This is a genomic window from Nitratireductor sp. ZSWI3, assembly GCF_024655565.1.
Classification (GTDB): Bacteria; Pseudomonadota; Alphaproteobacteria; order Rhizobiales; family Rhizobiaceae; genus Nitratireductor.
In genome coordinates, this window is the sequence record NZ_JANKOF010000004.1 from 62,688 (window position 1) to 89,298 (window position 26,611).

27 protein-coding genes and 1 tRNA gene are annotated in these 26,611 nt (G+C 65.9%); 8 read left to right on the forward strand and 20 right to left on the reverse strand.

Annotation, left to right across the window (positions count from 1 at the left end; genetic code table 11):
- Positions 1-8 precede the first annotated feature (8 nt).
- On the reverse strand, positions 9-485 hold the full coding sequence (locus NUU27_RS02735) for a MarR family winged helix-turn-helix transcriptional regulator (protein WP_257760512.1): 477 nt from the start codon (positions 483-485) through the stop codon (positions 9-11).
- Between the two features lie 83 nt (positions 486-568).
- On the opposite strand from NUU27_RS02735, the gene NUU27_RS02740 reads away from it, so the two are divergent.
- Positions 569-886, forward strand: a complete 318-nt coding sequence (locus NUU27_RS02740; protein WP_257760513.1) for a hypothetical protein — start codon at positions 569-571, stop codon at positions 884-886.
- Between the two features lie 4 nt (positions 887-890).
- Here the strand turns inward: NUU27_RS02740 and NUU27_RS02745 are convergent, their stop codons facing one another.
- Genes NUU27_RS02745 through NUU27_RS02755 form a run of 3 tightly spaced genes read right to left on the reverse strand, consistent with a single transcriptional unit; the run spans position 891 to position 3,305 of the window.
- Positions 891-1,532, reverse strand: a complete 642-nt coding sequence (locus tag NUU27_RS02745; RefSeq protein ID WP_257760514.1) for a 5'-methylthioadenosine/S-adenosylhomocysteine nucleosidase — start codon at positions 1,530-1,532, stop codon at positions 891-893.
- 2 nt (positions 1,533-1,534) lie between these two features.
- Entirely contained in the window at positions 1,535-1,987 is a 453-nt protein-coding gene (locus NUU27_RS02750; protein WP_257760515.1) for a PaaI family thioesterase, read from the reverse strand.
- A gap of 31 nt (positions 1,988-2,018) precedes the next feature.
- A complete protein-coding gene (locus NUU27_RS02755) occupies positions 2,019-3,305 on the reverse strand; it encodes an RsmB/NOP family class I SAM-dependent RNA methyltransferase (protein ID WP_257760516.1) in 1,287 nt (428 codons plus the stop codon).
- A 495-nt stretch (positions 3,306-3,800) separates the two neighbouring features.
- Here NUU27_RS02755 and NUU27_RS02760 point away from each other — a divergent pair, with 495 nt between their 5' ends.
- Positions 3,801-4,481, forward strand: coding sequence for an MIP family channel protein (locus NUU27_RS02760; RefSeq protein WP_257760517.1), 681 nt, complete (start codon positions 3,801-3,803; stop codon positions 4,479-4,481).
- A 55-nt stretch (positions 4,482-4,536) separates the two neighbouring features.
- On the opposite strand, the gene NUU27_RS02765 is transcribed toward NUU27_RS02760, so the two are convergent.
- The 9 genes from NUU27_RS02765 to NUU27_RS02805 all read right to left on the reverse strand — a co-directional run bounded on the left by NUU27_RS02765 (position 4,537) and on the right by NUU27_RS02805 (position 13,088).
- Entirely contained in the window at positions 4,537-5,322 is a 786-nt protein-coding gene (locus NUU27_RS02765) for a methyltransferase domain-containing protein (RefSeq protein ID WP_257760518.1), read from the reverse strand.
- A gap of 62 nt (positions 5,323-5,384) precedes the next feature.
- Complete coding sequence (locus NUU27_RS02770; RefSeq protein ID WP_257760519.1) at positions 5,385-5,624, reverse strand: anti-sigma factor; 240 nt, start codon at positions 5,622-5,624, stop codon at positions 5,385-5,387.
- Positions 5,624-6,247 carry a sigma-70 family RNA polymerase sigma factor gene (locus NUU27_RS02775; protein WP_257760520.1) on the reverse strand — a complete coding sequence of 208 codons (624 nt, stop codon included), beginning with the start codon at positions 6,245-6,247 and terminating at the stop codon, positions 5,624-5,626. Before NUU27_RS02775 ends, NUU27_RS02770 begins: the two co-directional genes overlap by 1 nt.
- An 80-nt stretch (positions 6,248-6,327) precedes the next feature.
- The gene (locus tag NUU27_RS02780) at positions 6,328-7,107 is read right to left on the reverse strand and encodes a methyltransferase domain-containing protein (protein WP_257760521.1); all 780 of its coding nucleotides are present in this window, start codon (positions 7,105-7,107) and stop codon (positions 6,328-6,330) included.
- A 107-nt stretch (positions 7,108-7,214) separates the two neighbouring features.
- Positions 7,215-7,658 carry a cupin domain-containing protein gene (locus tag NUU27_RS02785; protein ID WP_257760522.1) on the reverse strand — a complete coding sequence of 148 codons (444 nt, stop codon included), beginning with the start codon at positions 7,656-7,658 and terminating at the stop codon, positions 7,215-7,217.
- Between the two features lie 157 nt (positions 7,659-7,815).
- Positions 7,816-8,889: a tartrate dehydrogenase gene (locus NUU27_RS02790; RefSeq protein ID WP_257760523.1), complete on the reverse strand. Its 1,074-nt coding sequence runs from the start codon at positions 8,887-8,889 to the stop codon at positions 7,816-7,818.
- A 126-nt stretch (positions 8,890-9,015) separates the two neighbouring features.
- Positions 9,016-10,092 carry a tartrate dehydrogenase gene (locus tag NUU27_RS02795; protein WP_257760570.1) on the reverse strand — a complete coding sequence of 359 codons (1,077 nt, stop codon included), beginning with the start codon at positions 10,090-10,092 and terminating at the stop codon, positions 9,016-9,018.
- Positions 10,093-10,114: 22 nt separating this feature from the next.
- Positions 10,115-12,115 carry a tripartite tricarboxylate transporter permease gene (locus tag NUU27_RS02800; protein WP_257760524.1) on the reverse strand — a complete coding sequence of 667 codons (2,001 nt, stop codon included), beginning with the start codon at positions 12,113-12,115 and terminating at the stop codon, positions 10,115-10,117.
- 16 nt (positions 12,116-12,131) lie between these two features.
- Positions 12,132-13,088 (reverse strand): tripartite tricarboxylate transporter substrate binding protein, encoded by a 957-nt coding sequence (locus NUU27_RS02805; RefSeq protein WP_257760525.1) that lies wholly within the window; start codon positions 13,086-13,088, stop codon positions 12,132-12,134.
- 262 nt (positions 13,089-13,350) lie between these two features.
- Between NUU27_RS02805 and NUU27_RS02810 the strand changes: the two genes are divergently transcribed.
- The 3 genes from NUU27_RS02810 to NUU27_RS02820 all read left to right on the forward strand — a co-directional run bounded on the left by NUU27_RS02810 (position 13,351) and on the right by NUU27_RS02820 (position 16,513).
- The gene (locus NUU27_RS02810; protein ID WP_257760526.1) at positions 13,351-14,313 is read left to right on the forward strand and encodes a LysR family transcriptional regulator; all 963 of its coding nucleotides are present in this window, start codon (positions 13,351-13,353) and stop codon (positions 14,311-14,313) included.
- Positions 14,314-14,326: 13 nt separating this feature from the next.
- Complete coding sequence (locus NUU27_RS02815) at positions 14,327-15,229, forward strand: LysR family transcriptional regulator (protein WP_257760527.1); 903 nt, start codon at positions 14,327-14,329, stop codon at positions 15,227-15,229.
- 120 nt (positions 15,230-15,349) lie between these two features.
- The gene (locus NUU27_RS02820; protein ID WP_257760528.1) at positions 15,350-16,513 is read left to right on the forward strand and encodes a mandelate racemase/muconate lactonizing enzyme family protein; all 1,164 of its coding nucleotides are present in this window, start codon (positions 15,350-15,352) and stop codon (positions 16,511-16,513) included.
- Positions 16,514-16,588: 75 nt separating this feature from the next.
- Here the strand turns inward: NUU27_RS02820 and guaB are convergent, their stop codons facing one another.
- Complete coding sequence (gene guaB, locus NUU27_RS02825; protein ID WP_257760529.1) at positions 16,589-18,091, reverse strand: IMP dehydrogenase; 1,503 nt, start codon at positions 18,089-18,091, stop codon at positions 16,589-16,591.
- A 323-nt stretch (positions 18,092-18,414) separates the two neighbouring features.
- Here guaB and NUU27_RS02830 point away from each other — a divergent pair, with 323 nt between their 5' ends.
- On the forward strand, positions 18,415-19,833 hold the full coding sequence (locus NUU27_RS02830) for an MFS transporter (protein ID WP_257760530.1): 1,419 nt from the start codon (positions 18,415-18,417) through the stop codon (positions 19,831-19,833).
- A gap of 23 nt (positions 19,834-19,856) precedes the next feature.
- Here the strand turns inward: NUU27_RS02830 and NUU27_RS02835 are convergent, their stop codons facing one another.
- From NUU27_RS02835 to NUU27_RS02845, 3 genes are read right to left on the reverse strand one after another with little or no spacing between them, the layout of a single operon-like run.
- Positions 19,857-20,831, reverse strand: a complete 975-nt coding sequence (locus tag NUU27_RS02835) for a glycosyl transferase family 90 (RefSeq protein ID WP_257760531.1) — start codon at positions 20,829-20,831, stop codon at positions 19,857-19,859.
- A 28-nt stretch (positions 20,832-20,859) separates the two neighbouring features.
- On the reverse strand, positions 20,860-21,594 hold the full coding sequence (locus tag NUU27_RS02840; RefSeq protein WP_257760532.1) for an RlmE family RNA methyltransferase: 735 nt from the start codon (positions 21,592-21,594) through the stop codon (positions 20,860-20,862).
- On the reverse strand, positions 21,591-22,913 hold the full coding sequence (locus NUU27_RS02845; RefSeq protein ID WP_257760533.1) for a Ppx/GppA phosphatase family protein: 1,323 nt from the start codon (positions 22,911-22,913) through the stop codon (positions 21,591-21,593). The genes NUU27_RS02840 and NUU27_RS02845 overlap by 4 nt, the downstream gene beginning before the upstream one ends.
- Positions 22,914-23,141: 228 nt before the next feature.
- Here NUU27_RS02845 and NUU27_RS02850 point away from each other — a divergent pair.
- Positions 23,142-23,215: transfer RNA gene (locus tag NUU27_RS02850), tRNA-Gln, on the forward strand.
- Between the two features lie 270 nt (positions 23,216-23,485).
- Here NUU27_RS02850 and NUU27_RS02855 read toward each other — a convergent pair.
- The 3 genes from NUU27_RS02855 to NUU27_RS02865 form a co-directional block, all read right to left on the reverse strand.
- Positions 23,486-23,803 carry a hypothetical protein gene (locus tag NUU27_RS02855; RefSeq protein ID WP_257760534.1) on the reverse strand — a complete coding sequence of 106 codons (318 nt, stop codon included), beginning with the start codon at positions 23,801-23,803 and terminating at the stop codon, positions 23,486-23,488.
- Between the two features lie 381 nt (positions 23,804-24,184).
- Complete coding sequence (locus NUU27_RS02860) at positions 24,185-24,811, reverse strand: TenA family protein (protein WP_374565398.1); 627 nt, start codon at positions 24,809-24,811, stop codon at positions 24,185-24,187.
- Positions 24,812-24,842: 31 nt separating this feature from the next.
- Complete coding sequence (locus tag NUU27_RS02865) at positions 24,843-25,685, reverse strand: BtpA/SgcQ family protein (RefSeq protein ID WP_257760536.1); 843 nt, start codon at positions 25,683-25,685, stop codon at positions 24,843-24,845.
- 26 nt (positions 25,686-25,711) lie between these two features.
- Here NUU27_RS02865 and NUU27_RS02870 point away from each other — a divergent pair, with 26 nt between their 5' ends.
- Positions 25,712-26,611, forward strand: a complete 900-nt coding sequence (locus NUU27_RS02870) for a ribokinase (RefSeq protein ID WP_257760537.1) — start codon at positions 25,712-25,714, stop codon at positions 26,609-26,611.

Below are 26,611 nucleotides of genomic sequence, written 5' to 3' on the forward strand. Positions count from 1 at the left end.
CGCAACCTCTATCGGGGCTCGCCAACGGATTTCTTCCCCTCATCGGCTTCCAGAAGCATGGCGAGAGCCGCTTTCAGCGCCGCAAGCCCATCTTCGCCGAGCACATGGCGATACTCGTCCTCGATCTCAAGCTTCAGGCGGTTGGCATCGCGCAGCGCCGCGCGGCCCTTTTCCGTGTGACGGACGATTCGCGCGCGCCGGTCGCGCGGATCGGCATCGCGATAGAGAATGCCCTCCGCTTCCAGGCCGTCGACAAGCTGCTGGACCGCCTGCTTCGAGATCCCCATGCGCTCGATCAGCGCCGATTGCGCCGTTCCCGCCCGTCCGACATGGCCGAGCAGCGCCGCCCGTGCATCCGTCATCCAGGCATGTCCGGCCGCCTGCATGGCGGCAACGAACGCCTGCTGCCAGGCATGGCTGGCCCTCCAGAGCGACCAGCCGACATGGTCCGGCCAGCCGGGTTTTTCGTCAAGATCCTTGACCATTGATCACCACCCTTCTATCAAGGTCAAGCTACTTGACTTTCAAGCCGCCCGCCAGCGGGCAGCACGAACAATGGAGAAACGGCGTGACCATTCTTTCCAGAGACGTCCTCCAGCACATCCTTCCCGGCACCACCCATATTATCGAGCGCGGCGGCAAGGACGCCTATGTCTATCTGGCCCGCGACGGCACCGGTCACATGCTGCTCGACACGGGCGAGGCGCGCACGGGGCGCTGGCGCCTGCTCGACGATGGCTACACGACGCAATGGGACGGCGGCCAGGCAGGCGACTGGATGCTCGATGCGTGCGATGAGGGGCTGTTCTACCGCTCGCGCGACGGTCGCCAGCGGCTAAAGATGCGCGGCATCCTGTTCGGCAATCCCCAAAACCCTCCCCGGTGAGGAATCAGAGTGCGACCGCCCCCTCGGCGAGCGCCGCCTCCAACCGGTCGACGGCCACAGCCAGCTTCTCGTCGATGACATGGAGATATTCGGTCCAGTCTCCGACATGGCACAGATCGGCCGCCCCGTCGGAGATGCCGCGCAGCGCCACCAGACCGACACCGAAGCGCTGGCAGGCGCGCAGCACCGCATAGGTCTCCATGTCGACCATGTCGGCATCGATGCCGTCATAGGCGGCACCGGAGACCACGTTGCCACCCGTCGACAGCGTCGCCTCGCTGATGCCGGGTATGCGGATCGGCAGAGGCACCGAGACCGGCAGGTCGAGAAACGGCGTCGCCCCTTTCTTGAAGCCGAGCGGCGAGGCGTCCATGTCGCGGTAGGAAACGGCCGTCGCCTGGTAGATCCCCGTCTGCTCGAGCCGGCGGCTGCCAGCCGACCCCAGGGAAACCAGCAGGTCCGGCAGCCGGCCCTCGATGTTCAGAGACGCCAGCTCCGCCGCCAGGACGACACCGGCCTCGACCGGGCCGACGCCCGTCATCAGCGGTGTGAAGCGCCGTCTCAGATGCGGCCCGTATTCGGCCTCGACCGCCATCACGAAGAGAACGCGGCGGCCCGCCACGAGCACCGGCTCGACAGGTGCCATGCTTATCCCTCCAGCCCTTCCCGGCCGACGATGCTCATCATCGTGCCGGTCATCGTGGCGATCAGCTTGGCTTCGCCTTCCCGGCTGTAGGCGTAGGCCTGGCCGTCGGCGACGATGATCGTGCGGCCCGGCTTGGTGACGGTCCCGCGAAAGAGAAACCGCTCTCCCCTGCCCGGCGCCAGAAGGTTGATTTTGAATTCGATCGTCAGCACGGCGGCATCGGCCGGCATCAGCGAGAAGGCGGCATAGCCGCAGGCCGAATCCAGCGCCGTGGAGATCACGCCGGCGTGCAGGAAACCGTGCTGCTGGGTCAGCTCTTCTGCATGCGACATCTCAATCTCGACGATGCCCGGCGTGACCAGCGTCAATTCCGCGCCGATCGTTCGCATCATCTTCTGGCGCGAGAAGCTGGCGCGCACACGCGCCTCGATCTCCTGCGGATCAGCCATTGTCATCGGCAGAGGCTCCTTCCATGCATGACCGCCCTCACTGTCGGCGAAGTGCGGCAAAGTGAAAGCCGTCGGTTTTGGTGCGCAGGGGCGAAAGGGCGATCCCGAGCGCCGGGTCGATACGCGCCAGGCCATCTGCCACGGGGAAATTGCGTGCCCACAGCGCCACATGGTCGACGGGCCGGAACTGCGGGAAAGCTTCGATGAACGCCTTCACCTGATCGGCGTTCTCCTCGGCAAAGACCGAGCAGGTGATGTAGGCGAGCTGGCCGCCCGGCTTCACGAACCGGCTCGCCCGGCGCAGGATTTCGGCCTGCTCCGCCTGTCGCTGCTCCAACTGCTTTTCGGTAAGCCGCCATTTCGCATCCGGACGACGCCGCCAGGTGCCCGAGCCCGTGCAGGGCGCGTCGACCAGCACCAGATCCATCCGGCCCTCGAGCGCTTCGAGGGCCTCCGCCTCGGCGACCGCCTGCACGTTGCGGCAGCCGGCCCGCTTCAACCGGTCGAAGATCGGCGCCAGGCGTTGCCTGTCGGCGTCAAAGGCCCGGATCTGGCCGGTGTTGCCCATGGCGGCAGACATCGCCAGCGACTTGCCGCCGGCCCCGGCGCAGAAGTCGAGCACCTGCATGCCGGGCTCAGCTCCCGCAAGCTGCGCGACGATCTGCGATCCCTCGTCCTGCACCTCGAACCAGCCCTTCTGGAAGGCCGGCTCGGACTGGACGTTGGGATGCCGGCCCTGCCCCTCTATGGCCTTGATGCGCAATCCCTGGGGGGCCAGCGCAGCAGGTGCGGCGCCGGTCCGCGCCAATGCGTTCGCAACCTTGTCGCGGCTCGACTTCAGCGTGTTCACCCGGATGTCGAGCGGCGGGCGCTCGGCCAGTGCGGCAGCTTCCGCCACCCAGTCCGCCCCGCAGGCACGTTCCAGAATGGGCTCGCACCATTGCGGGCAATCGGCCCGGACCCCCGCCGGCGCGTCGGCAAGGCGTCTGTCGGCGAGGACGGCATGCTCCCCGGCGGTCAAGGGCGGCGGCGCGAACTCGTCTCCCTGCAGCACCTCGTCCAACGTCTGCGGGGTGAATCCGGCCTCAATCAGCAAGGCGCCGAAGGCGTGGGCACGCGGGGTCTGCTCGTCGAACATCCATGCGGTCGAGCGCTTTCGCCGCAAAGCGTCATAGACGATGTTGCCGATGGCTGCCCGGTCCTTGGACCCGGCAAAACGATGGGACAGCCCCCAATCCTTCAACGCATCGGCAGCCGGGCGATAGCGCCGGTCGATGTCCTCCAATACCTCAATGGCCGCAGCCAGTCTTCCGCCAAGTCGCATGTGGATCCTTCGCCGGTTGCCCGAATGCCGCACAGCTAGTGGTGCGATCCCAACAGATGGTACCCATCTGTTGGGAAAAATCGCCCCACCAGATCAATAGCTTGTGGGCTGACTTGTCGAAACAGATGGGTACCATCTGTTTCGGTCAGACCACTAGCGACAAGGCAGCCCATAAGCAAGAGAGACGGGTGTGGATCGGCGCGCTACCCGGCGCTTTTTCAAGCGCTTCCGGTTGGCGGAATCACGGCATTTCCAGGCTCGGCCCGGCAATTCGACAGTAATGAGCGCAGGGACGATAGACACGAAAAGCGACGCAACCCGGTCGCCAGCAGACGCGGTGGATCGGCACAACAGGGCAATCGTTAGCCGGAAATATACTTGTTGTCTGCATATAGCTTCCCGCTTATCTGCACTCTCCTTTACAAAGGACAGTTGCTTTTTCTTGTAGACTCACGGAATTCTCGATCGGGCTTAAACGATCGTGAGGATCTCAGCATGAAAGCTTATGTCGCTGAAGTGTTCGGCACTTTTTGCCTGGTTTTCTTCGGGTGCGCCAGTGTCGTAACCGGCGGGTATGGTGGTCTCCTGCCGGCCGGCGGCGTCGGCATCGCCCTTTCCTTCGGCATCGCCGTGATTGCCATGGCCTATGCCATCGGTCCCGTCTCGGGCGCCCATCTCAATCCCGCCGTCACGCTCGGCGCGTTCCTGTCCGGCCGCATGCCGGCGAAGGACGTGGTGCCCTACTGGGTGGCCCAGGTGGCTGGCGGCATTCTGGGCGCCGCCGTGCTTTGGATCATCGCCAGCGGCAACGCGGCCGGAGCACCCCCCGTCCTTGCGGCCAACGGCTGGGATGCGGCCGGAGGTTATTCGATGCCGTCGGCCTTCATCGCCGAAGCCGTCGCGACCTTCATCTTCGTCACGGTCATTCTCGGCGTCACCTCGAAGAAGCACGAGACCTCATTCGCCGGTCTGGTGATCGGTCTGACGCTGACGGTGATCCATCTCTGCCTGATCCCGGTCACGGGCACCTCGGTCAATCCGGCGCGCTCCATCGGGCCGGCCTTGTTCTCCGGCAGCACCGCAATCGGCCAGCTCTGGCTGTTCATCCTCGCACCACTGCTCGGCGCGGCGGCGGCCGGGCTCGTCGCCAAGGCCCGCATCTTCGAAAAAGACTGAAACGAAAGGGGCCGCAAGGCCCCTTTTCCTTCATCCGTCTGATACGGAACCAGACCTACCCCGGCTTCGACATGCGGATCTCGATGGCCCTTGCGCCAAGCGCGGCGGCGACCCGCCGCGTGTCGTCACTCGAGCTGGCCGCGAAATAGTCGAGGCCGCGCAGAACGACGATGTTCTCGAAGCCGGCCGCCCGGAACATCTCCAGATAATCCTCCTCGATCGAGGCGCCGACGACGCATTCGGCCCACAGTTTCGGATTCGCCCGCGCGTTCTCGCTGACCGGCTTTCCAACCACGATATCGGCGATCTGCACCGAGCCGCCAGGCCGGACCAGGCGGAAGATCTCGCTGAACGCCCGCGCCTTGTCGGGCACGAGGTTCAGCACGCCGTTGCTGGTGACCACGTCGACGCTTGCATCAGGAAGCGGAATGGCTTCGGCGTTGCCCTCGACGACGCGCACATTGCCGGCACCCGCCCGCTCGATGTTGCGGCGCAGCTTGCTCAGCATGGCGCTCGTCATGTCGAGCGCAAAGACGACGCCTTCGGGCCCGACCAGCCGCGCTGCGGTGAGCACGTCGGTTCCGGACCCGGAACCGATGTCGAGCACGCGGTCGCCCGGCCGCACGATGTCGGCGCGGAAGGGAAAGCCGACCCCGGCGAAGGATTCGACCGCGGTCGGCGGCAAGGCGTCGAGCCATGGCGCGGGATAGCCGACAAAGAGGCAGGCCTCCCGACCCGTCGGAAAATGGAAGACGCGGTCCGGCTGCTGGGCCACGTCCGTATACATGTCACGCACGGCGTTCAGGATCTGCTCCCGAGTGAAACCCAGAACCGCAACCATGGCGCACCCGCCTTTCACGCTCTCACATCAGATCGACTATCTGAATCCACACATCCGATTTCCTAAAACCGATCGATGATCTCTCTGATCCTGCGGCTGAGCCCGGAGGACGGCCGTTTCGCAGCGACCTCGCGAATCTTGTGACGCAGGGCCAGCTCGAAATCCGCCCGCGAGCAGCAACTGCGGCATTCTTCCAAATGCCGCTCCATGAGGCTGCGACGCTCCTCCTCAACCTCTCCGTCGAGAAAGGTCAACAGGTGCTCCACCACCTCTTCGCAGCGCATATTCGTCATCGCAGACATCAGCGAACCTTGGTCCTCTTGTCGTTGGAATGAGCGGTTCCGGCCGGTCGTTCCAGCGTCAGCCCCGCTTCTCGGGCCTGCTCCCACAGCGCCTTTTGCAGCAGGCACCGGGCCCTGCTCAAGCGCGAGCGCACCGTGCCCACCGGCAACGCCAGCGCCTCGGCGGCCTCCGCGTAGGATTGGCCGTTGATTTCGACCATCACGAGCACGGTGCGGAAGGCCGTGGGAATGGCGTCGATGGCGGCCTCGATGTCCTCGCGCAGCATCTTGCTGACCAGTTCCTGCTCGGGATTGCTCCACCAAAGCAGGAAGGGCTGATGCATTTTCTCGAAGAGGGAAAACTGGCACGCCTCGTCGTCGGGATCGAGTGCTTCGAACATGTCGGCGTGCAGATGCCGCTGGTTCGAGACGAAGGTGTTGACGAGGATGCGCAGGAGCCATTTGTGAAAACACCGGCGATCGGCGAGCTGGCCGAAATGCGCCCATGCCTTCATGACCGTTTCCGCCACCAGGTCCTCGGCATCCGCGCGGTTGCGCGTGAGGCGCAGCGCCGTCCCGTAGAGGCGATCCATCAGCCTCTCGATTTCTGTCCGAAAGAACACACGGTCGGAACTCTGGCCCATGTTACATACTGCCAGCCTCTCGGTCGGTTCGCAACGGGCGCCCCGCGGATGCCGGGGCGCCCGTTCCAACGTCGCCTCTGTCAGGGCTTCACGGCCAGAATGGACACGCTCTTGACGCCGTATTTTCGGCTGGCACCAAGGGCATTGTCAGAAATGAACGCGTAGGCCGTATTGTCCTCCATCGCCGTCACGCGCAGCCCCGCCGCCTCGATCATCCCGCGGTAGCTGTCCTGCTGGGCCGCGCCCCCGATGCAGGCAGCCCATAGGGTCGAGTTGCAGACGATGTTTTCGGGCAGTTGCACCTCCGTGACGATGTCCGACAGCACGAGCCGGCCGCCGGGCTTCAGCAGGCGTGCCGCCTCGCGGAACACGCTCGCCTTGTCGGGCGCGAGGTTGATCACCCCATTGCTGATCACCACGTCGGCGCTGGCGTCGGGCAGCGGAACCTGTTCGATATAGCCCTTGAGATAGCTGACGGTGGCGAAACCGTTCGCATCGCGCAGCTTCTCCGCTTTCCGCCGCTGCTCGTCGGTCATGTCGATGCCGATCACCGTTCCATGCGCGCCCACGTGAAGGGCTGCCACGAACGTGTCCATTCCCGACCCGCTGCCGAGGTCGATCACGGTTTCACCCGTTTTGAGATCGGCCAGATGGAAATAGTAGCCGACGCCGGCGAACGAGGCGATGGCTTCGGGCGGAATACGGTCAAGGTCGGCTGTTGGATAGCCCAGACGCTCGGCAAGCGCCCGTCCCATCTCGAAGTGGAACTCGCCGTCCGGGTTCTCGGCCACGGCCCGGTACATCTCCTTGACCTTGGCTTCCAGGTCCCTCGGATCGAAGGCAATCGTCGTAACACTCATGATGCAAGATCTCCTGTTTGCGGCAGCCAGGGGCGGGACCGGATGAGGAGCCTCGGCCGGCCGGCCAAGGCCCTCGCGCCCCGCATCCCTGCAACTGCCTGCCGGCGCTACTGGGATGCCGCCACGGTGGTGGGCTTGCCTTCCTCGCCCACGAACACCACGAGCAGCTTGCTCGGCCCCTCGGCCACGTTGAAGGCCTGGTGCTTGCGGTTCTGAGCTTCGATGAAGGCTTCGCCGGACTTGTAGCGGTGCGGTTCGCCGCCTTCGGATTTCAGCTCGATCTCGCCCTCCATGACATAGACGTAGACCGGTACCGGATGCTCGTGCAGCGCGGTCCGGCCGCCTTGTTCCAACGTACCGATGACCGAGATGATCTCCGGTTTTCCGGTCGGATAGGTGATCGGCTCGTCGTCGCGGGTAACGCTCGTCTTGATGAGCGGTTCGGCGGTGAAGCCGGCCGGCAATGCATCCTCCTGGGCGAATGCCGAAAACGAGGTGACCAGCCCGAGGGCCGTGATGATGGCGAGGCCTTTGGCGCTCCCGTACTTCATGATGTTCCTCCCGATTCTCGTTGTTTCCTGGGTTCGCGTTCTCCGAACGCGTGCCGGAACGGGTGTTGCCGGTGGCGTAAGGACGCAGCGTCTTCAAAAAAGTTCCAGGAAATGCCGTGCCCACCCGTCGGGAGGCGATGTGGGGAGGAACGAGTCGTCAGGCCAGGGCGTCGGCAACCGCCTTGCCGCAGGCGACGGTATCGGCGGTGCCGCCGAGGTCGCGGGTGCGGAGTGTCCTTTCCGCCAGCACGCGCTCGATCGCCGACACGATGTCCGCGGCAGCTTCAGGGTGACCCAGGTGATCCAGCATCATCGCGCCCGCCCAGATCTGGCCGACCGGGTTGGCGACCCCTTGCCCGGCGATATCCGGCGCCGAGCCGTGAACGGGCTCGAAGAGCGACGGGAACACCCGCTCGGGATTGATGTTCCCCGACGGTGCGATCCCGATCGTGCCGGTGCAGGCCGGGCCGAGGTCCGACAGGATATCGCCGAACAGGTTGGAGGCCACCACGACGTCGAACCTGTCCGGGTTGAGCACGAAATGCGCGGTCAGGATGTCGATGTGATACTTGTCCCACGCCACCTGCGGATACGATCTGGCCATTTCTTCCACGCGTTCGTCCCAATAGGGCATGGTGATGGAGATGCCGTTCGACTTGGTCGCCGAGGTCAGGCGTTTTCGCTCGCGCTTGCCCGCCAGCTCGAACGCGTAGCGCAGGACCCGGTCCACGCCGATCCGGCTCATCACCGTTTCCTGCATCACGACCTCGCGCTCGGTGCCCGGAAACATCTTTCCACCAATGGACGAGTATTCGCCTTCGGTGTTCTCGCGGACGATCCAGAAGTCGATGTCTCCGGGCTTGCGCCCGGCAAGCGGCGACGGGACCCCGGGCATGAGGCGCGCGGGCCTGAGGCTGATATACTGGTCGAACTGGCGGCGGAACTGGATCAGCGACCCCCACAGGGAAACGTGGTCGGGCACCGTCGCCGGCCAGCCCACGGCGCCGAAAAAGATCGCGTCGTGCCCGCCGATCTGTTCCTTCCAGTCCTCCGGCATCATCGCCCCGTGCTTCTGGTAATAGTCGCAGGATGCGAAATGAAACTCGTCGAAGCGCAGGTCGAGATGATGGCGCTTTGCCACCGCCTCGAGCACGCGCAGTCCCTCGGGCACGACTTCCTTGCCGATCCCGTCGCCGGCGATGACGGCGATCCTCAGATGATTGTCGGTCATTCTTCCGGCTCCTTAGATCGCGATGATTTTGGATTGAATCAATCCAAAATCATAAACGCGATCGGTTCCAAAAAATTTGAGCGGGATGCGGGCGGAAAACCGCTTCACACTTTTCCTCATCCCGCTCTAGAGGTTGCGGCCGCGGATCGCGCGAAGCATCGCATCCGTCACTTCGCGTGTCGTCGCCCGCCCGCCGAGATCGGGTGTGTGCAATGCAGGATCCGCCGTCACCCGTTCGATCGCCTCCATCAGCCGCATCGCGGCCTCGCGCTCGCCCAGGTGCTCGAGCATCATGGCGGCCGTCCAGAAGGTCGCGACCGGGTTGGCGATCCCCTTGCCGGTGATGTCGAAGGCCGAACCGTGGATGGGCTCGAACATCGACGGCGCGTCGCCATCGGGGTTGAGATTCGCCGTCGGCGCGATGCCGATGGACCCGGCCAAGGCCGCAGCCAGATCGGAGAGGATGTCGGCATGCAGGTTCGTCGCCACGATCGTGTCGAGCGTCTGAGGCTTGAGCGTCATGCGAACGGTCATCGCATCGACGAGCATCTTATCCCAGGTCACGTCCGGGAAGTCCGCTGCCACCTCGCCGGCGATCTCGTCCCAGAGCACCATGCCGTGCCGCTGCGCGTTCGATTTGGTGACCACCGTCAGAAGCTTGCGCGGCCGCGATTGCGCGAGCTTGAAGGCGAAGCGCATGATCCGCTCGACCCCGGCGCGGGTGAAGATCGCCACGTCGGTGGCGACCTCCAGGGGAAGGCCCGGATGCGATCGTCCCCCCTGCCCTGCATATTCGCCCTCGGAGTTCTCGCGCACGATCACCCAGTCGAGCTCGCCCGCGCCGACATGGCGTAGCGGGCTCTGGATGCCCGGCAGCACGCGCGTGGGCCGCACATTGGCGTATTGATCGAGCGGCTGGCAAATGGCGAGCCGCAGCCCCCAGAGCGTCAGATGGTCAGGCACGTCCGGCGCTCCGACCGCACCGAAGAGAATGGCGTCGAAGGCGCGCAGTCGTTCCGCGCCGTCGGCCGGCATGAACGCGCCGGTCCTCTTGTAGCGGTCGGTGCTCCAGTCGAAATGCTCGACGTCGAAGCGGAAGGTCCCCTCGCGGTCGGCCAGCGCCTCGAGAACCTCGAGGCCGGCGACAACCACCTCCACGCCGATGCCGTCGCCGGGAATCGCGGCGATCCTGTGGGTACGGATGTTCATTTCAGTGAGCTCCTGTTCAGAAGAGAATTCCCGCCGGCATCCGGAGCAACAGGACGTCAGCCATGACCCACCAGAAGCCGAGCACGATGGCAACGCCGCAGCCGATCCACACCGCCCAGGTGCGCGGGCCGGGACGGTCGTGGTCGGCGATCACCATGATGGCGACATAGGCTACAAGGCTCGTCGCGATGAAGCCGAGCACGGGAAGAAGCGCCACCCAGGCGGCCATGGCGGCCGCGAGTGCTAACCGGTGACGACTGCCGCCGGCACGCATTTCCCGGACCGTCGCCGGCGCGGCGCGGCCGGTCAGGATGGCGGCGATCAGTGCGAGGGAAAACACGACCATGCCGACGGCGATGGTTGTCGGGAAGATCGACCCGACCTGCGACATGTTGCGCGCTCCCCAAAAAACGATACCCCCGAGGAGGACGAAGCCGGCTGCGCAGATCATGCCGGCGACGTCGCGACCGCCGTTCGGCGCGTCGGGCACGCTGTCCTCGCCAACCGGCGCGGCAACCGCCGCCGCCGCGACGCGCCGGCGCGCCCGGCGTTCTGCCACCAAGGGGTAAAGCAGCGTGATCGCGGCGGCCAGGATGATGCCGATGCTGATCGGCCGGCCGAAGAACATTTCGAGCGTGCGGCCCGAGGCGTTGCCGATCAGATAGGTTTGCACGAAGCCCTGCTCGGCGATCTGCCCCAGGACGAGCCCGAGCACGATCGGCGACGGGGCGAAGCCATAGCGCGCCAGCACCCAGGCGATGAGGCCGAGCCCGACCATGAGCTGCGCGTCGTGAACGTTCGAGTGAATGGCGAAAGCGCCGATGACCGTCAGCAGCGCGACGGTCGGGGCAAGCATCGCCTTGGGAATGGCGACGACCGAGCGGTAGGCATAGCGCCCGATGAGAAGGCCCGCCGGCAGCATCAGCACGGTCGCGATGAGCAGGCCCCAGATGAACGTGTAGACGACGCCGGCCTCGGCACTGAAGAGCGTCGGGCCGATTTTGATGCCCTGGACCAGGAGCGCGCCGAGGATGATCGCATCGGGCGGCGTTCCGGGGATGCCGAGCACCAGCGTGGGAATGAAGCCGCCACCCACCGTGGCGTTGTTGGCGGCTTCCGTCGCGATGATGCCGTCCGGTTCGCCCTTGCCGAAATTTTCCGGGCGACGGGAGGCGCGCCGTGCCTCGGAATAGGAGACGAGCCCGGCGATCGAGCCGCCCGCGCCGGGCAGGATGCCGATGATGGTGCCGATGATCGAGGAGCGGACGACGTTGAGCTTCCGCGCCCATGTGAGGCGCAGACCCTCGGCGACGCGGAGGCCGCCGGTCTCCGCCGGCCTGAGGTGCGGATCACGGGTGGCGACGAGATCGAGCAGAACCGGAATGCAGTAAAGGCCGATGATCGCCGAGGTGATGTCGATGCCGCCGAGAAAGCGCTGCATGCCGAGCGTGTAGCGCACGTCTCCACCGACCACGGCGACGCCGACCATCGAGAAGAAGAGGCCGAGGCAGGCTCCGATCAGGCCCTTCAGCGTGTTGCCCACCGACAGCGCGGCGATCAGCGTCAGGCCGAAGACCGCCAGCCAGAAATATTCGGTCGGGCCAAAGGCGAGCGCCACGCGCGCGAGCGGCGGCGCCAGCAGGAGAAGCGTCACAGCTCCTATCACGCCGCCGACCACCGAGGCGACCGTCGCCAGCGTGATGGCCAGGCCGCCATCGCCGCGCCGGGCCATCGGGTAGCCGTCGAACGTCGTCGCAATGGCCGACGGGGTGCCGGGCGTGTTGACGAGAATGGCGGCAAAGGCGCCGCCATAGATGGCGCCGGTGTAGATCGCCCCGAGGGCGATCAGGCCGGCGGCGGGGGCCATGGTGAAGGTGAAGGGGACGAGCACCGCCACCGCCATGGTGGCGGAGAGCCCGGGCAGAGCCCCGACGACGGTGCCAAGCACCACGCCGACAAGTGCAAGCGCAAGGTTGAACGGCGTCAGCGCGCCGACGAGGTAAGCCAGAACATCCATCACCGGTCCCGGCGCGTCAGTTGCCGATGCCGAGCGCCTTGGCGCCCTCGGCATATTCGGCCTTCTTCTCGGCCACGAACGCACTCATCTTGTCGTAGGGGATGTCGGTCAGGACGAAGCCGCCTTCCTCCATCTTCTTCACGAAATCGGGGCGCTGGTTGATCTGTGAAACGATGTCCGAGATGCGCTCGCGCAGCTCTTCGGGCGTGGAAGCCGGAACGGCCACACCGCGATAGGCACCGCCGACCAGGTCGTAGCCGAGCTCCTTGAAGGTCGGGACGTCCGGGAAGACCGGCAGGCGTTCATCCGCAGCCACCGCCAGCATGCGAAGCTCTTCTCCCTGGTTCACCCCGGACGTCGCATAGTTGAAGCCGGCGACGGTCTGCTTGCCGAGCACCGCGGTCATCGCCGGCCCCGTGCCGGAGAAGGGGATGTAGGTCGTCGTGATGCCGGCAAGCTGGTTGAACTTCGCCTGGGCGAGATTGTTCGAGGAGTTCGAACCGGACCCTGCGAAGGTGACTAGGCCCGGATTGGCCTTGGCATGCTCGACGAGCTGCTCCAGCGTCTCAAACTCGCTGTCCTTGGAGACGAAGATCGCATCCGGCGTGTAGTGGAAATAATGAACCGGCGTGAGATCGTCGGTCTGGTAGCCGACATTGGCCTCCATCGGCTGAAGGACGGTGTGCGGCAGGTTGATGCCCATGATGGTGTAGCCGTCACCCTCGATCGAATTGAGCTGCGACCAGGCCTGCGCCCCGCCGGCGCCCGCCTGGTACTGGATGACCACGGGTTGACCGGCGACAGCTTCCCATTCGGCCTGCTGGAAGCGGGCCGAGATGTCGGATTCGCCGCCCGCGTTGAACGGAATGATGTAGTTCATCGGCTTGGTCGGAAAGTCTTCCGCCGCGTGAGCGGCAAGCGGCACAGCCGTCACGAGGGCGCCAAGCGCCGTGGCGATGGTGAGAATTCTCATTGGGTCTCCTCCCTATCTCAATTGCGACGTCGGGACCTCGCCCCGGGCGGGCGCCGGCCCTTCAGATGGAAGGAGAGAAGCCGCAGCCTGTCTCGGAGCGGATCCGGATATGTCGTGTCTCCTCCCGTCCCGGTTCTTGTGAGGGCGGCAAGGCCCGGCGACCGGTTCACTGCCGCTCCGCGCGGCATCGATGAACCGTAGACTTTTTCGTCTGACTTGATAAATTCCGATTTCTCAAATCATTATTGCGACTGACGCAAATATGGCCGAAGGCGACCTGTCCTTTTTCGTTCTGCTGGCACGCCACGAGAGCTTTTCGGAGACCGCTCGTGAGCTCGGCCTGTCCGCCTCTGCCGTCAGCCGCAGGCTGGCCCGGCTTGAGGACCGGCTCGGCGTTCGGCTGTTGAACCGGACCACCCGAAGGGTCAGCCTGACGGGTGAAGGAGAGGCCTATTTCGTCGAGGCGATCCGGCTGCTGGGCGAGATCGAGGCATTGGAGCACAGTCTTTCCAAGGCCCGCGACACGCCCTCCGGATTGCTGCGGGTGAATGCTACCCTCGGTTTCGGACGGGCTTATGTTGCACCGACGATATCCGATTTCCTGAGGCGCTACCCCGATGTCGAGGTCCAGCTCGTGCTGACGGACGCTCCGTTGAACCTGGTCGAGCAGGGGTTCGATCTCGGGATCCGCTTCGGCGAGCCGCCGACCAGCCGCCTGGTCATGCGGCTGCTGCAAAGAAACCGCCGATTCCTGTGCGCGGCGCCATCCTATCTCGAACGGCACGGCGCCCCGCAGAGCCTGAAGGACCTGCAGAAACACGCCTGCATCGTCCTGCGGCAGGATCATGATGCCTATGACGTGTGGCGCTTCGACGATCGCGGCGCGCAGACACCTTCGGCCAAGGTCGGCGGAGCGTTGAGCACGAATGATGGCGAGATCGCTCTGGGTTGGGTACTAGACGGCCACGGCATCATGCTGAGGTCCGAATGGGACATCGCACAGCACATACGCAGCGGCCGGTTGCGCATCGTCCTGCCCGAATACATGCAGACCGCCAACATCTCGGCGGTTTATCCCGAGCGGCACAACCTGTCGGCCAAGGTCCGCGTCTTCGTTGACCATCTTGCCGCCCAGATCAGGAGCGCCAACGGCGTGACGCCCTGGCAACTGACCGCTCGCGAACTGCACGATCCGATCGGTCCTGCGCAATCGGCGTCGCGGTGAAGGAGGTATCGCAATGGACCTGGCATTGCTGGAAGACTTTCTCGAACTGGCCAAGGAGATGAACTTCTCGCGCGCGGCTGATCTTCGCAACATGTCGCAGCCGGCGTTCAGCCGCCGGATCAGGAGCCTCGAGGATGCGATCGGCACGCCGCTCGTGCAACGCACCAGCCGATCGGTCGCGCTGACCCCCGCCGGCCTGGCCGTCCATTCGCGCGCCGTTCCGCTCGTGCGCCTCGTCGCCGAGGCGCGGAGCGCGGCCCTTGAAGCGGCAGGCGTGGCGGAACATGCGCTGAGCCTGGCGGCAACGCACGCGCTCTCCTTCACCTTCGTCCCCAGATGGCTCACGCAGATCGCCGGCCCCGCAGGCATCGGCGCGCTCAACATGATGTCCGACAGTCAGCAGCAATGCGAGCGCCTCATGCTGGGCGGCACGGTCAACTTTTTCGTCTGCCACTGGCATGCCTCGGCCGGCGGAGGCTTGCCCGAAAACCAGTTCACCCATCGGGTCATCGGCCAGGATCGGCTGGTGGCGCTGACAGCACCCGACATCTCGGGCAATCCCAGGTGGAACCTTGACGCATGGGATGCGAAGGTGCCGCATCTCGCCTATGGAAGCGCGTCCGGGCTTAGCCGCATCCTGGAAGCCCATTGGAAGATGCACGGACGGCCTCCGCTCGTGCCGCGGATGAGCTCTCTTCTGGCGGCGACCAACCTGGAAATGGCCAAGGAAGGACAAGGCGTGGCCTGGCTGCCGCTCTCGCTCGCCGAAACAGCCATCGCTGCAGGAACGCTTGTTCGCGCCGGCGGCGCCGGCTCCGATATCCCCGTCGAGATCGTCGTCTTCAGGCCCCGATCGCGGCTTTCGGCCCATGCCGAGCAGTTCTGGAAGAAGATCGTCCTGATCGACCCGGCGTGATCCATACGCGATCTGCATGGATCTTTACGGGGTCGGCATTGGAGATGGCAGCGCCGGGCGTGTACGAAAGCGGTGGTTGGCGCCTTTTGCGCGCTCTTGTCCAGCTGAAAGGATGGGCTCATGCGCATCATCGACATCTGCGAAGTCACGAAACCCATCTCCTCGCCCATCCGCAACGCCTATATCGACTTCAGCAGGATGACCACTAGCCTGGTTGCCGTGGTCACCGACGTGATCCGCGACGGTCGCCGCGTCGTCGGCTACGGTTTCAACTCCAATGGCCGCTACGGACAGGGCGGCCTCATCCGCGAGCGTTTCCGCGACCGCATCCTTCAAGCCGACGCAGCGTCGCTTCTCAACGACGAGGGAACCAATTTCGACGGCCACAGGATCTGGGCGGCCATGATGCAGAACGAGAAGCCGGGAGGGCACGGCGAACGCTCCGTGGCCGTCGGAACCATCGACATGGCGGTCTGGGACGCGATCGCGAAGATCGAGGGCAAGCCCCTTTTCCGCCTGCTCGCCGAACAGAAGGGAACTGAGGCCAACCCGCGGGTCTTCGTCTACGCCGCCGGCGGATATTATTACCCCGGCAAGGACGATGCGGCCCTATGCGCTGAAATGCGCAGCTATGTCGAGCGAGGCTACACTGTCGTGAAGATGAAGATCGGCGGCGCCGGCATCGATGAGGATCGGCGGCGCATCGAAGCCGTTCTCGAGGAGATCGACGGGAAGGCTCGTCTTGCGGTGGATGCGAACGGCCGCTTCGATCTCGAAACGGCGATCGCCTATGCCAGGATGCTTCGCCAGTATCCGCTGTTCTGGTACGAAGAGGCCGGCGATCCCCTGGACTATGCCCTGCAGGCGGCGATCGGCGCGTTCTATCCGGGTCCGATGGCAACGGGCGAGAACCTGTTCTCGCATCAGGATGCGCGCAACCTTCTTCGATACGGCGCGATGCGCCCCGACCGCGATTGGCTGCAGTTCGATTGCGCGCTGTCCTACGGGCTCGTCGAATATCTGCGGACGCTCGATATGCTGGAGCAGTTCGGCTGGTCGCCGTCCCGCTGCATACCGCATGGCGGGCACCAGATGTCATTGAACATAGCCGCCGGCCTCGGCCTCGGCGGCAACGAGAGCTACCCCGACCTGTTTCAGCCCTATGGCGGCTTTCCGGACGGCGTGGAGGTGATTGACGGTCACATCACCATGCCCGAATTGCCGGGGATCGGGTTCGAGGGCAAATCCGACCTGATCAAGGTGATGCGCGATCTGGCGGAGTGAAGATATCCGCCCGAGACGGCAGGGAAGCCGGCCCCTGCCGTCTCCCCATCCCGTTCCGGAGCGGGCGGACGAGGCTCACGCGCCCCCTGGATAATTCGGGCTTTCCCGCGTGATGGTCACGTCATGCGCGTGGCTTTCGCGCAGCCCGGCGCCGGAGATGCGCACGAAGGTCGCCTTCTGGCGGAATTCGGCGAGGTCGGCGGCGCCGACATAGCCCATGGCCGCCTTCAGGCCGCCCGTCAGCTGATGCAGCACGCCGGCCGTCGGCCCCTTGTAGGGCACCTGGCCCTCGATGCCTTCCGGAACCAGCTTCAACGTGTCGCGCACCTCGGCCTGGAAGTAGCGATCGGCCGAGCCGCGCGCCATCGCGCCGACCGAGCCCATGCCGCGATAGGCCTTGAAGGAACGCCCCTGGTGCAGATAGACCTCGCCCGGGCTCTCATCCGTGCCGGCGAGCAGCGAGCCGACCATCGCCGCGGCGGCGCCGGCGGCGAGCGCCTTGGCCAGGTCGCCCGAATATTTGATGCCGCCGTCGGCGATCAGCGAAATGCCGGCCTTGTCGGCCTCTTCCATGGCCGACATGATCGCTGAGAGCTGCGGCACGCCGACGCCGGCGACGATGCGGGTGGTGCAGATGGAGCCCGGCCCGATGCCGATCTTCACCGCATCCGCCCCCGCGTCGATCAGCGCCTTGGTGCCTTCCGCGGTCGCCACGTTGCCGGCGATGATGCGCACGGCGTTGGACAGCTTCTTGGCGCGCGTCACGGCATCGAGCACGCGCTGCGAATGGCCGTGCGCCGTGTCGATCACCAGAAGGTCGACGCCGGCATCGATGAGGCGCTCGGCGCGCTCGAAGCCGTCGTCGCCGACGCTGGTGGCCGCAGCGGCACGCAGGCGGCCCTGGGCATCCTTGGCGGCGTTGGGATTGAGCTGCGACTTCTCGATGTCCTTGACGGTGATGAGGCCGACGCAATTGCCGGCGTCGTCGACCACCAGAAGCTTCTCGATGCGATGCTGGTGGAGAAGGCGCTTGGCCTCATCCTGCTCGACGCCTTCCTTGACCGTGATCAGGTTCTGGTGGGTCATCAGCTCGCGCACGGGCTGGTCCGGATCGGAGGCGAAGCGCACGTCGCGGTTGGTCAGGATGCCCGCGAGACGGCCGGTCATGTGTCCGCCGGCACCGCCGTTCTCGACCACGGGAATGCCGGAGATGCCGTGCGCGCGCATCAGCGCCTGCGCCTCGGCCAGCGTGGCGTCGGGACCGATGGTGATCGGATTGACGACCATGCCGGATTCGAACTTCTTGACCTGGCGCACTTCCTCGGCCTGCTCGACGGGCGACAGGTTGCGGTGGATGACGCCGATGCCGCCGGCCTGCGCCATGGCGATGGCCAGACGCGATTCAGTCACGGTGTCCATCGCCGCCGAGAGGATCGGGATGTTCAGCTCGATGTCGCCCGCAATGCGCGTGCGCACATCGGTCTGCCCGGGCATCACTTCGGAATGGCCGGGCTGCAGGAGCACGTCGTCGAAGGTGAGCGCCTGGGCGCCGGTTGCTGTCTCGATGATTCTAGCCATGGCCGACCCTTGCAAATGAGAGGATACGCGACCCTGCCCCGGTGGAAGGGCACGGCCACGATTTCTTGATTCCCTTTCAGGATTGGCGCTGGCTGGTACCACGTCGGCGCGCTCATGAAAAGGTGGCATGGCTCATTCGGCGGCGGGATTCTTGCCGCAGTCGCCCCGAACAGCACCAAACGGCAGCGCGGACTGCCACAGGACAGGCCGCGCCAAGCGTGCTACAGCGCCACGCGTCCGGATGACTGCGCGGCGCATCGGGGCTTCCTTGCCGCTTGTCCCGATGTGGCTCCGGCGCCGCAACGCCCACAAGAAGCAAGGCCTTGAAACGCACCCTCCCGCTCGTTCTCGCCGTCGCCCTCTTCATGGAGCAGATGGATTCGACCGTCATCGCGACGTCGCTGCCGGCCATTGCCGCCGATATCGGCACCAGCCCCGTCACCCTGAAGCTCGCCCTCACCACCTATCTGGTGGCGCTCGCCATCTTCATCCCGATCAGCGGCTGGATGGCCGACCGGTTCGGCGCCAAGCGTGTCTTCCGCACGGCCATCGGCGTCTTCGTTCTGGGGTCCGTCGCATGCGCCTTTTCCGGCTCCCTCGGCGCCTTCGTCCTGTCGCGTTTCCTGCAGGGAATGGGCGGCGCGATGATGACGCCGGTGGGGCGGCTGGTGCTCGTGCGGGCGACGCCGCGCGAGCAACTCGTCAGCGCCATGGCATGGCTTTCCGTGCCGGCCCTGATCGGCCCGATCGCCGGGCCGCCCCTCGGCGGCTTCATCACCACCTATTTCTCCTGGCACTGGATCTTCCTCATCAATGTGCCGATCGGCCTCGCCGGCATCCTCGTCTCGGGGCGCATCCTGCCCGAATTTCCCGGCGAGGAACGCGGGCGGCTCGACGTGACGGGCTTCCTGCTGGCCAGCATGGCCGCCTCGGGCGTCGTGTTCGGCCTTTCGGTGATCAGCCTGCCGGCGCTGCCACCCTTCGTCGGCGTCCTCACGGTGCTGGTCGGCGCCGCGGCCGGCGCCCTCTACATCCGCCATGCGCGACGCGCGCCCGACCCGGTTCTGGCGCTCGGCCTGTTCTCCAACCGCACCTTCCGCTCGGCGATCGTCGGGGCGTCGCTGTTCCGCGTCGGCATCGGCGCCGTGCCGTTCCTGCTGCCGCTGATGTTCCAGGTGGTCTTCGGCCTGACGCCGTTCGAATCCGGCCTGTTGACGTTTGCCTCGGCATTCGGCGCCATCGCCATGAAATTCGTCGCCACCACCGCCCTGCGCGTCGCCGGGTTCCGGCACGTCCTCATCCTGGCGGCGATCCTCGGGGCAGCCACCATCGCGATCAACGCCTTCTTCACCCCATCGACGCCGCATGCGGTCATCGTTGCGGTGCTGATCGCGTCCGGCCTCCTGCGCTCGCTGTTCTTCACCTCGTCGAATGCTCTGGTGTTCGCCGAGGTCGACGACCGTGAAGCGAGCCAGGCCTCCACCATCGCCGCGGCCAGCCAGCAGATCAGCATCGCGATCGGCGTCGCCGTCGGCGGCGGCGTTCTCGAAGCGACGGCCTTCCTCACCGGCACCGCGCTCGGGCTCGATGCCTTCGTCAACGCTTTCCTGGTCGTGGCCACCCTTTCGGCGCTGGCGGCGGTGCCGTTCTTCATGCTTCCCCCGGAAGCCGGCAGCCGGGTCTCCGGCCATCGCCGCCGGCCGACGGCAGATGGCGAGGAGCAGCCGCAAGCCGCCGAGTGAGCCCCGCGACGATTTCAGGAGTCTCAGCGGCAGAGATTTGCCGAGGCAAATCCCGGATCGATCTGCCCGGTGCATTCGAAATATTTCTGCAGCACCAGCAGGGAGATCAGTTCCTCGCGCTTGCGATCCGAAAAGCGGGCGACATGGGCGTGCGCGGCCGCGATGATACGGCGCGCCTCGTCGGGGTGGCGCTCGAAATGCTCCACCTTCTCGGGAAGATCGCCGAGATCGTCACGCAGCTCGGCATAATGGACACCCGGCTCGAGACGGCCTTCCATGAACCACGTCTCGTAGCGCGGGCGGGGCATCATGCACAGCGAGTTCGACGCCATGATCCATTTGAGGTTGGTGGCGACGTCATGGCCTTCCAGCGAGATGACGTAACGATATGCGAGCTGCTCGCGGACCGTCAGGCGGGGCTTGGCCATCGTGCTTTCGAACACCGCCCCCACATGGCCGATGTCGAAACGAGGGTCGTTGCCGTAAAGCGCGACGAGGCGCTTCCTGGCGGCGTTGTTCATGACGCCGCGCCAGACGGCCGCCGGCTTCTTGTCGATGAAGGCACCACCATCGCGCGGCCAGCGGAAATGGCGCAGGCGATCGAGCTTCATCAGGACCGAATTTTCGTTGGCGCCATCGACCGGCCGGCTTTTGACGATGGCTGGAACCGGCGGAACCGTGGTCACGTCCCCGAAGACGTGGGCGAACCGCAGATGCGGCGCGAAGGCCAGGGCGAACTGGCGCAGATCGTAATAATAGTAGCTCGGCCGGCGTGCCATCGCGTCAAGTGGCGGCGCCTCGCCAACCGCGGCGCCGGGCCACAGCTTGTTGTAGTAGGCGACGCGCTCGGCGATCTCCGGGTCGAGCGGCCCCGCTTCGATCCCGGCGAGCCGCTTCGCCCACCACCGCCGCCACAAGCGGCGCGGGACCGCCTCGCGGCCGATCGACACGGTGTAGTAGGCCACGCGCTGCACGGGGCTTCGAAGTCGATGCCACATCACCCCCTCCCATGCCTCCGCCGGACGCTCAGCCGGCTTGCTCGGCGTCCGCTCCCGCGTCCTGCGGGCGTCCCTTGAAATCCTTGGCGAGCAGGTAGAGCTCGACCGATTCACCGCGCGAGGCCGGCGGCTTGACATGGTGAACGGAGCGGAAATTCTTCTTCAGCTGATCGAGCAGGCTGTTTTCGGCACCGCCCTGGAAGGTCTTGGCGAGGAAATGCCCGCCCGGCTTCAGGACGGACATGGCGAAATCCGCCGCCGTCTCGCACAGATGCATGGTGCGGATGTGGTCGGTGCGCCGGTGGCCGGTGGTCGGCGCCGCCATGTCCGACAGCACCACGTCCGGCGCTTCGCCGAGCGTTTCGATGAGGCGCGCCGGCGCATCGTCGTCGAGGAAGTCCATCTCGAGCACGATGGCGCCCGGCACTGGATCCATGCCGAGATAATCGATGCCCACGACGAGCGGGTTTTCCGGCGTCGACTTCACGCGCTCGGCGGCGACCTGGCACCAGCCGCCGGGAGCGGCGCCGAGATCGATCACCCGCGCGCCGGGCGCCAGGATCTTGTAGCGGTCGTCGATCTCGGTGAGCTTGTAGGCAGCGCGCGAACGCATGCCCTCGGCCTGGGCCCGGTGCACATAGGGATCGTTGAGGTGCCGCTCCAGCCAGCGGCGGGAAGAGTTCTTCAGCCCGCGCTTCTTCTTGACCCGCGTCTTCAGCGCCCGGGCTCCGCCTCCGCCCTTGTTCGCCGGCTTCTTCGTCATGCGCTTCGCCCCATGCGTCGCCGGCGGCGCCAGACGCCGTCCGCGGCCATCATCTCGCTCAACATGCCCTCGCGCAGGCCGCGGTCGGCGACCCTCAGCCGCTCGGCGGGCCAGCGGCGGCGGATCGCCTCGAGGATCGCGCAGCCGCCGAGCACCAGATCGGCCCTGTCGGCGCCGATGCACGGATTGGCCTTGCGCTGCTCGAAATCCCAGGAAAGAAGCGTGTCGATCATCCGGTCGACATTGTCGCGCTCCATCCACAGGCCGTCGACGCGGCGGCGGTCATAGCGGGTGAGGCCGAGATGCACGCCGGCCAGCGTCGTGACCGTGCCCGAGGTCCCGATCAGGTGGAACCGGCCGCCCGCGGCGATCTGGTTCAGCCGCCCGCCGTCGTCGAACCGGTCGAGCAGCTCGGACACGGCCTCGACCATCGCGGCAAAGCTCTCCCTCGTCACGTGATGGCCGCCGAACCGTTCGGCGAGCGAGACGACGCCGACCGGCAGCGACGTCCACGACACGATGTGGTCGGCCAGCCGCGGCGTGCGGTGGCGGGAAATGTCGACCAGCGCGATCTCGGAGGAGCCGCCTCCGATGTCGAACAGGACCACGCCTTCCGTGCCGCGCTCGACCAGCGTGCTGCAACCGGCCACGGCGAGGCGCGCCTCGGTGCGGCGGTCGATGATCTCGAGCGTCAGCCCGGTCTCCTTCTTCACCCGGCCGATGAAGGCCGCACCGTTTTCCGCCGAGCGGCATGCCTCCGTGGCGATCAGGCGCACCCGCCGCGGCTTGCGGTGGTCGAGCTTGTCGGCGCAGATCTTGAGCGCCGCCACGGCGCGGTCCATCGCCGCCTCGCCGAGACGGCCATCCCGGGACAATCCCTCGCCCAGACGAACGATCCGCGAGAACGCGTCGACCACCTGGAAATGGCTGGGGCGGCTCGGCACGGCCATGAGCAGGCGGCAATTGTTGGTTCCAAGATCGAGCGCCGCATAGGTCGCCCGCGCCTCTTCCCCGGCCGGCACCGGCCGGCGGGATGCCGACGGCTGGCGCGCCGGCGTGGCCTCGGGCCCAGGCGCCTGTGACGCCGCGGAGCGCGCACCCTCCGGCCCCTTCACATAGACGCGCCGGCGGCGGCGCTTGCGACGCTTGCGCTTTTGCGGGTGCGCATCGGCACCCTTGGAAGAAGCAGCCGCTTCTTCCGCATAGGCAGAGGGTCCGGCCGACCGGTCGTCGAAGCCGAGGGTAACGCCCCCTTCCGACGCGGCATTCCGGACACCCCGCGCGGCCGGCCTCAGGCCGGCATCGTCGTGGTTGTCCACCGCTTTTCCTTCGCCGCCGCGCGAGCCATGAAAGGCGCTGCAGGCGGCTCAACTCTCTTACGTTGACGACAGAGTATCAGCCCGGGGAGATTTCACCAAGAGCGGCATCGCCGCTGCGCGCCGACTTTTTCTCCACAGAGGCCGGCGCATGCCATTCAAATCTCAAAGCGGACTTGACTATGGATGTGGGATCGCTAAATAGCGGTTGCGCGACAGCCGCCGCGATGCTGGGGAATAGGTTAACGGTAGACCCACGGACTCTGACTCCGTTAGTCCTGGTTCGAATCCAGGTTCCCCAGCCATTCATTTACAGCCGCCAGGATCACTCGCAATATCGATGAGCACACGGCATGTTTGCCGCCGCGAGGCGGGCTGCGTCGTCGTGAGATCATGCGTTGCGGCCGCGCCGCTCCGATGCCATCGGATTGTTTTTGCGAAGAACGCCGCGCCCTGCGAGCAGGTTCGCGATCGCCGGGCAAAGCGGGGCTCCGCTCGGCGTGCGGCCCCCGCCGCCGCCTTTTCGGCAGGTGGCGGCGAAGGCGAGTTTCGGCGCCTGAAAGGCAGAGTGAGGGTCAGCGGTCGATCACGCGAAAGATCTCCCAGCGCGACGAACCGGACACGACGTAAGGTTCGATCTCCTTGCCCCAGGCCCGATGGGCATCGAGGGCGCCGATGCGCGAGAAGAAGTCCTCGAGCTGGGTGAGTGACTTGACGCGGTGATCGGCCTCCAGCGTCGCCTCGCGCGCTCCGATCGAGCCGCTCAGCATTGAAAACTCCATTTCCCGCAGGCCGACCTGCTCTCCGATCTCGTTTTCCCATTTGCGCATCAGGTCGATCACGGTCTGCTTGTGACCGAAACGGGCGTCGATTTGCCAACGTGCGACGAACATGTGCTCCTCCTGTTCTGCGGGAATGTTCATCCCGGCTCTGCACTGAAGTCTGGTGGCAATCCTGTCGTGCTCGAACGCCAGAGCGGGATGAGGAAAAGTGTGAAGCGGTTTTCCGCCCGCATCCCGCTCAAACTTTTTGATCGCGATCTAAGAGCGACATCGCCGGGAGCCCCGGTGCCGTCCCGTCAGGCGCACTTTCCGGTCAAGGCCATGCGGCCAGCCTGACAAGGTCGTTCCTGCCGGCAACGCCGTTCCTGCACGGCACTTAATCTAGCACGATCGCGGTTCCCCGGCGCTGGAAATCGGCATGGGTCGATCAACGGACGGCGGCATCGGCCCCATCCGTTGATCGCCAAGCTGGTATCCCTCGGCATCACCCGGTCAGCGCCCGTCATAGGGAGCGTCATGGAAGGCGATCTCGAGCCGCTGCACCTGGCCGAACACACCGCTCAGCCGTGCCCGTTCCGCCGCATCGAGCCCGGCGCCGGCGGCGTCGAGCTCGTCCTTCAGCCACCTCGCCTGCGCCGCGAATGCGTCGTCGGCATGCATGTCGACCCATTCCCTGAGGACGGGGTCGGAAATCCTCGTGGCGGCGGCCCGCTTCGACCAGGTCCAGTACATCCATTCTGCGGCAAACATCGCCGCGACGATGTCGAGGAACCCGCCTCGCCGGGCGATCTCCAGCATGCCCGCGCGGAAGGCTTCCACCGGCGGCCGGTCGAGCGCATGCGAGGACGGATCGATCGCGCGCGCCGCAAAGGTCCGCTCGAAATAGGCGATCTGCCGGTTCGCCAGCGCGTCGAGAACGCCGATCAGCCAGCGCTTCTGGCCGATCGTCCCGGCTTTCGCCGCCGCGTAGGCGAAGATCGAGATCGCCGTGTCGACGAAGGCCCCTTCATAGACCAGGTAGCGCTCGAAAACCTCCAACGGCAGGCGGTCCTGCTCGATGTCGTTCACGAAGCGATGGTCGACCATCGCTTCGAGCACCGCCGCGTTCTCGCGCAGCATCTGCTCGCTCAAAGTTTCGGACGGCACGGGGTCACGCCTCGAGTGCGGGTGCGGCGGCGGCGCGCAAGGCGCGCACGCGTTCGATATCCACCGGGTTCCACCACACCCCGTCCTTCTTGAGCGAGGAGGCGACGATGACGCCGCTGGTGCGCTGCAGAATGTCGGCGACGTTGTAGCTGGTCACGCCCGAGCCCACCAGAACCGGCAGATGCGTTGCCGCGCCGATCTCCTCGATTTCTTCGAAGGTCGCCGCGTTGCCGGTGCGCTGCCCGGTGGCGATCACCGCATCCGCGTCGAAGAAGGCGAGATCGCGGGTCAATTCCTCGATCGACCGGTCGGCGACGATGGCATGGCTGCCATGCTTGACGTGGCTGTCGGCGAAGACCTTGATGTGCTCGGCCCGCAGCAGCGAGCGATAGCGCATGGCCTCGGCCGCCCGCCCCTCCATGAAGCCTTCGTTGGCGACATAGGCGTTGGCCCACTGGTTGACCCGGATGAACCGCGCACCGCCGGCCATGGCGATCGCGAAGGCCGGGACCGGCGCGTTGGCAAGGACGTTCACCCCGAGCGGCACGCCGAAGGCACGGTTGATGCGGTCCGTCACCACCGACATGAAGGCCGCCGTCTCGTGGCCGATGTCATCGGGTTTCGAGAACGGGATGTCGCCGTGGTTCTCAATCATCAGGCCGTGCAGGCCACCCTCGACCAGCGCTTCCGCGTCGCGCATGCAGGCGTCATAGATGGCCTCCATGCCGCCGCCCCGATAGCGCGGCGCGCCGGGAAAGGCCGGACAATGGATCATCCCGATCAGAACCTTGCCAGTGCCGAAGATGTCACTTATGGCGTTCGACGACGTGTTCGCTATCGCTGTCATTGTTTCACCTCTACTGAAAGCAGGTTATGCAGGCATTCGTGATTGGCAATGTCACCGTCGATGAAACGATCGCCATCGACGACTGGCCCCAGCCGGGCGCCTCCATCCTCGGCGCACAGACGGCGCGGGGTCTCGGCGGCAAGGGGTGCAACCAGGCGGTCGTCATGGCCCGCTGCGGCCTGCCGACGAGCCTTGTGGCGGCGACTGGCGATGATTTTCGCGCCGCCACCATCCGCGAGCAGTTGAGCGGCGAGCCGGCGGCCTGCCGGCTCATCCTCCTGGAAGGCCGTGCCAGCGATTTCTCGATGATCCTCACCACGCCCGACGGCGAGAACGCGATCGTCACGACCACGGACTGCGCCAGCCACCTGGCAGCCGCCGAGGCGTGCGCCGCGCTCGCCGATGCGACCGCCAGCGACCTTGCCGTCCTGCAGGGCAATCTCAGCGACGAGACCACCGCGACGACATTGAAGGCGGCGCGCGACAAGGGCCTGTTGACGGCCTTCAACCCGTCGCCGCTGAGGCCCTATTTCGGGCAATTGTGGCCGCTGATCGACATCGCCTTCGTCAACCAGGGCGAAGCGCGCGCGCTCACCGGCGTCGACGGTGCCGAGGCGGCGCGAAGTCTGCTCGCCGAGGGCGTGCGCCAGGTCGTCGTGACGCTCGGCGGCAATGGCGCCCTGCTGGTCGATGCGGACGGGGCGGTCCATGTGCCCGGCGAAGCCTGCGACGTGGTCGATACGACGGGGGCCGGCGACACCTTCATGGCCGTCGCGCTCGCCTCCGCCGCCTTGCGCGGCACGGCGCTCGACCGGCGCGCCATCGGCGATGCCGTCAAGGCCGCGGCGATCACCGTCGGCCGCCACGGAACCCATGCCGCATTCCCCTCCAGAAGCGAACTCAAGGCGATCCTCGCCGCCGGCTGA

Excerpts from the sequence above, each read along its gene's own strand:
- NUU27_RS02820 (WP_257760528.1), top strand. The coding sequence starts at position 15,350 with ATGCGCATCATCGACATCTGCGAAGTCACGAAACCCATCTCCTCGCCC.
- NUU27_RS02765 (WP_257760518.1), bottom strand. The coding sequence starts at position 5,322 with ATGGTTGCGGTTCTGGGTTTCACTCGGGAGCAGATCCTGAACGCCGTG.
- NUU27_RS02860 (WP_374565398.1), bottom strand. The coding sequence starts at position 24,811 with ATGCTGCGCGAGAACGCGGCGGTGCTCGAAGCGATGGTCGACCATCGC.
- NUU27_RS02770 (WP_257760519.1), bottom strand. The coding sequence starts at position 5,624 with ATGTCTGCGATGACGAATATGCGCTGCGAAGAGGTGGTGGAGCACCTG.
- NUU27_RS02865 (WP_257760536.1), bottom strand. The coding sequence starts at position 25,685 with ATGACAGCGATAGCGAACACGTCGTCGAACGCCATAAGTGACATCTTC.
- NUU27_RS02775 (WP_257760520.1), bottom strand. The coding sequence starts at position 6,247 with ATGGGCCAGAGTTCCGACCGTGTGTTCTTTCGGACAGAAATCGAGAGG.
- NUU27_RS02760 (WP_257760517.1), top strand. The coding sequence starts at position 3,801 with ATGAAAGCTTATGTCGCTGAAGTGTTCGGCACTTTTTGCCTGGTTTTC.
- NUU27_RS02840 (WP_257760532.1), bottom strand. The coding sequence starts at position 21,594 with ATGACGAAGAAGCCGGCGAACAAGGGCGGAGGCGGAGCCCGGGCGCTG.
- NUU27_RS02780 (WP_257760521.1), bottom strand. The coding sequence starts at position 7,107 with ATGAGTGTTACGACGATTGCCTTCGATCCGAGGGACCTGGAAGCCAAG.
- NUU27_RS02790 (WP_257760523.1), bottom strand. The coding sequence starts at position 8,889 with ATGACCGACAATCATCTGAGGATCGCCGTCATCGCCGGCGACGGGATC.
- NUU27_RS02785 (WP_257760522.1), bottom strand. The coding sequence starts at position 7,658 with ATGAAGTACGGGAGCGCCAAAGGCCTCGCCATCATCACGGCCCTCGGG.
- NUU27_RS02735 (WP_257760512.1), bottom strand. The coding sequence starts at position 485 with ATGGTCAAGGATCTTGACGAAAAACCCGGCTGGCCGGACCATGTCGGC.
- NUU27_RS02750 (WP_257760515.1), bottom strand. The coding sequence starts at position 1,987 with ATGACAATGGCTGATCCGCAGGAGATCGAGGCGCGTGTGCGCGCCAGC.
- NUU27_RS02805 (WP_257760525.1), bottom strand. The coding sequence starts at position 13,088 with ATGAGAATTCTCACCATCGCCACGGCGCTTGGCGCCCTCGTGACGGCT.
- NUU27_RS02835 (WP_257760531.1), bottom strand. The coding sequence starts at position 20,831 with ATGTGGCATCGACTTCGAAGCCCCGTGCAGCGCGTGGCCTACTACACC.
- NUU27_RS02815 (WP_257760527.1), top strand. The coding sequence starts at position 14,327 with ATGGACCTGGCATTGCTGGAAGACTTTCTCGAACTGGCCAAGGAGATG.
- NUU27_RS02810 (WP_257760526.1), top strand. The coding sequence starts at position 13,351 with ATGGCCGAAGGCGACCTGTCCTTTTTCGTTCTGCTGGCACGCCACGAG.
- NUU27_RS02855 (WP_257760534.1), bottom strand. The coding sequence starts at position 23,803 with ATGTTCGTCGCACGTTGGCAAATCGACGCCCGTTTCGGTCACAAGCAG.
- guaB (WP_257760529.1), bottom strand. The coding sequence starts at position 18,091 with ATGGCTAGAATCATCGAGACAGCAACCGGCGCCCAGGCGCTCACCTTC.
- NUU27_RS02800 (WP_257760524.1), bottom strand. The coding sequence starts at position 12,115 with ATGGATGTTCTGGCTTACCTCGTCGGCGCGCTGACGCCGTTCAACCTT.
- NUU27_RS02870 (WP_257760537.1), top strand. The coding sequence starts at position 25,712 with ATGCAGGCATTCGTGATTGGCAATGTCACCGTCGATGAAACGATCGCC.
- NUU27_RS02755 (WP_257760516.1), bottom strand. The coding sequence starts at position 3,305 with ATGCGACTTGGCGGAAGACTGGCTGCGGCCATTGAGGTATTGGAGGAC.
- NUU27_RS02745 (WP_257760514.1), bottom strand. The coding sequence starts at position 1,532 with ATGGCACCTGTCGAGCCGGTGCTCGTGGCGGGCCGCCGCGTTCTCTTC.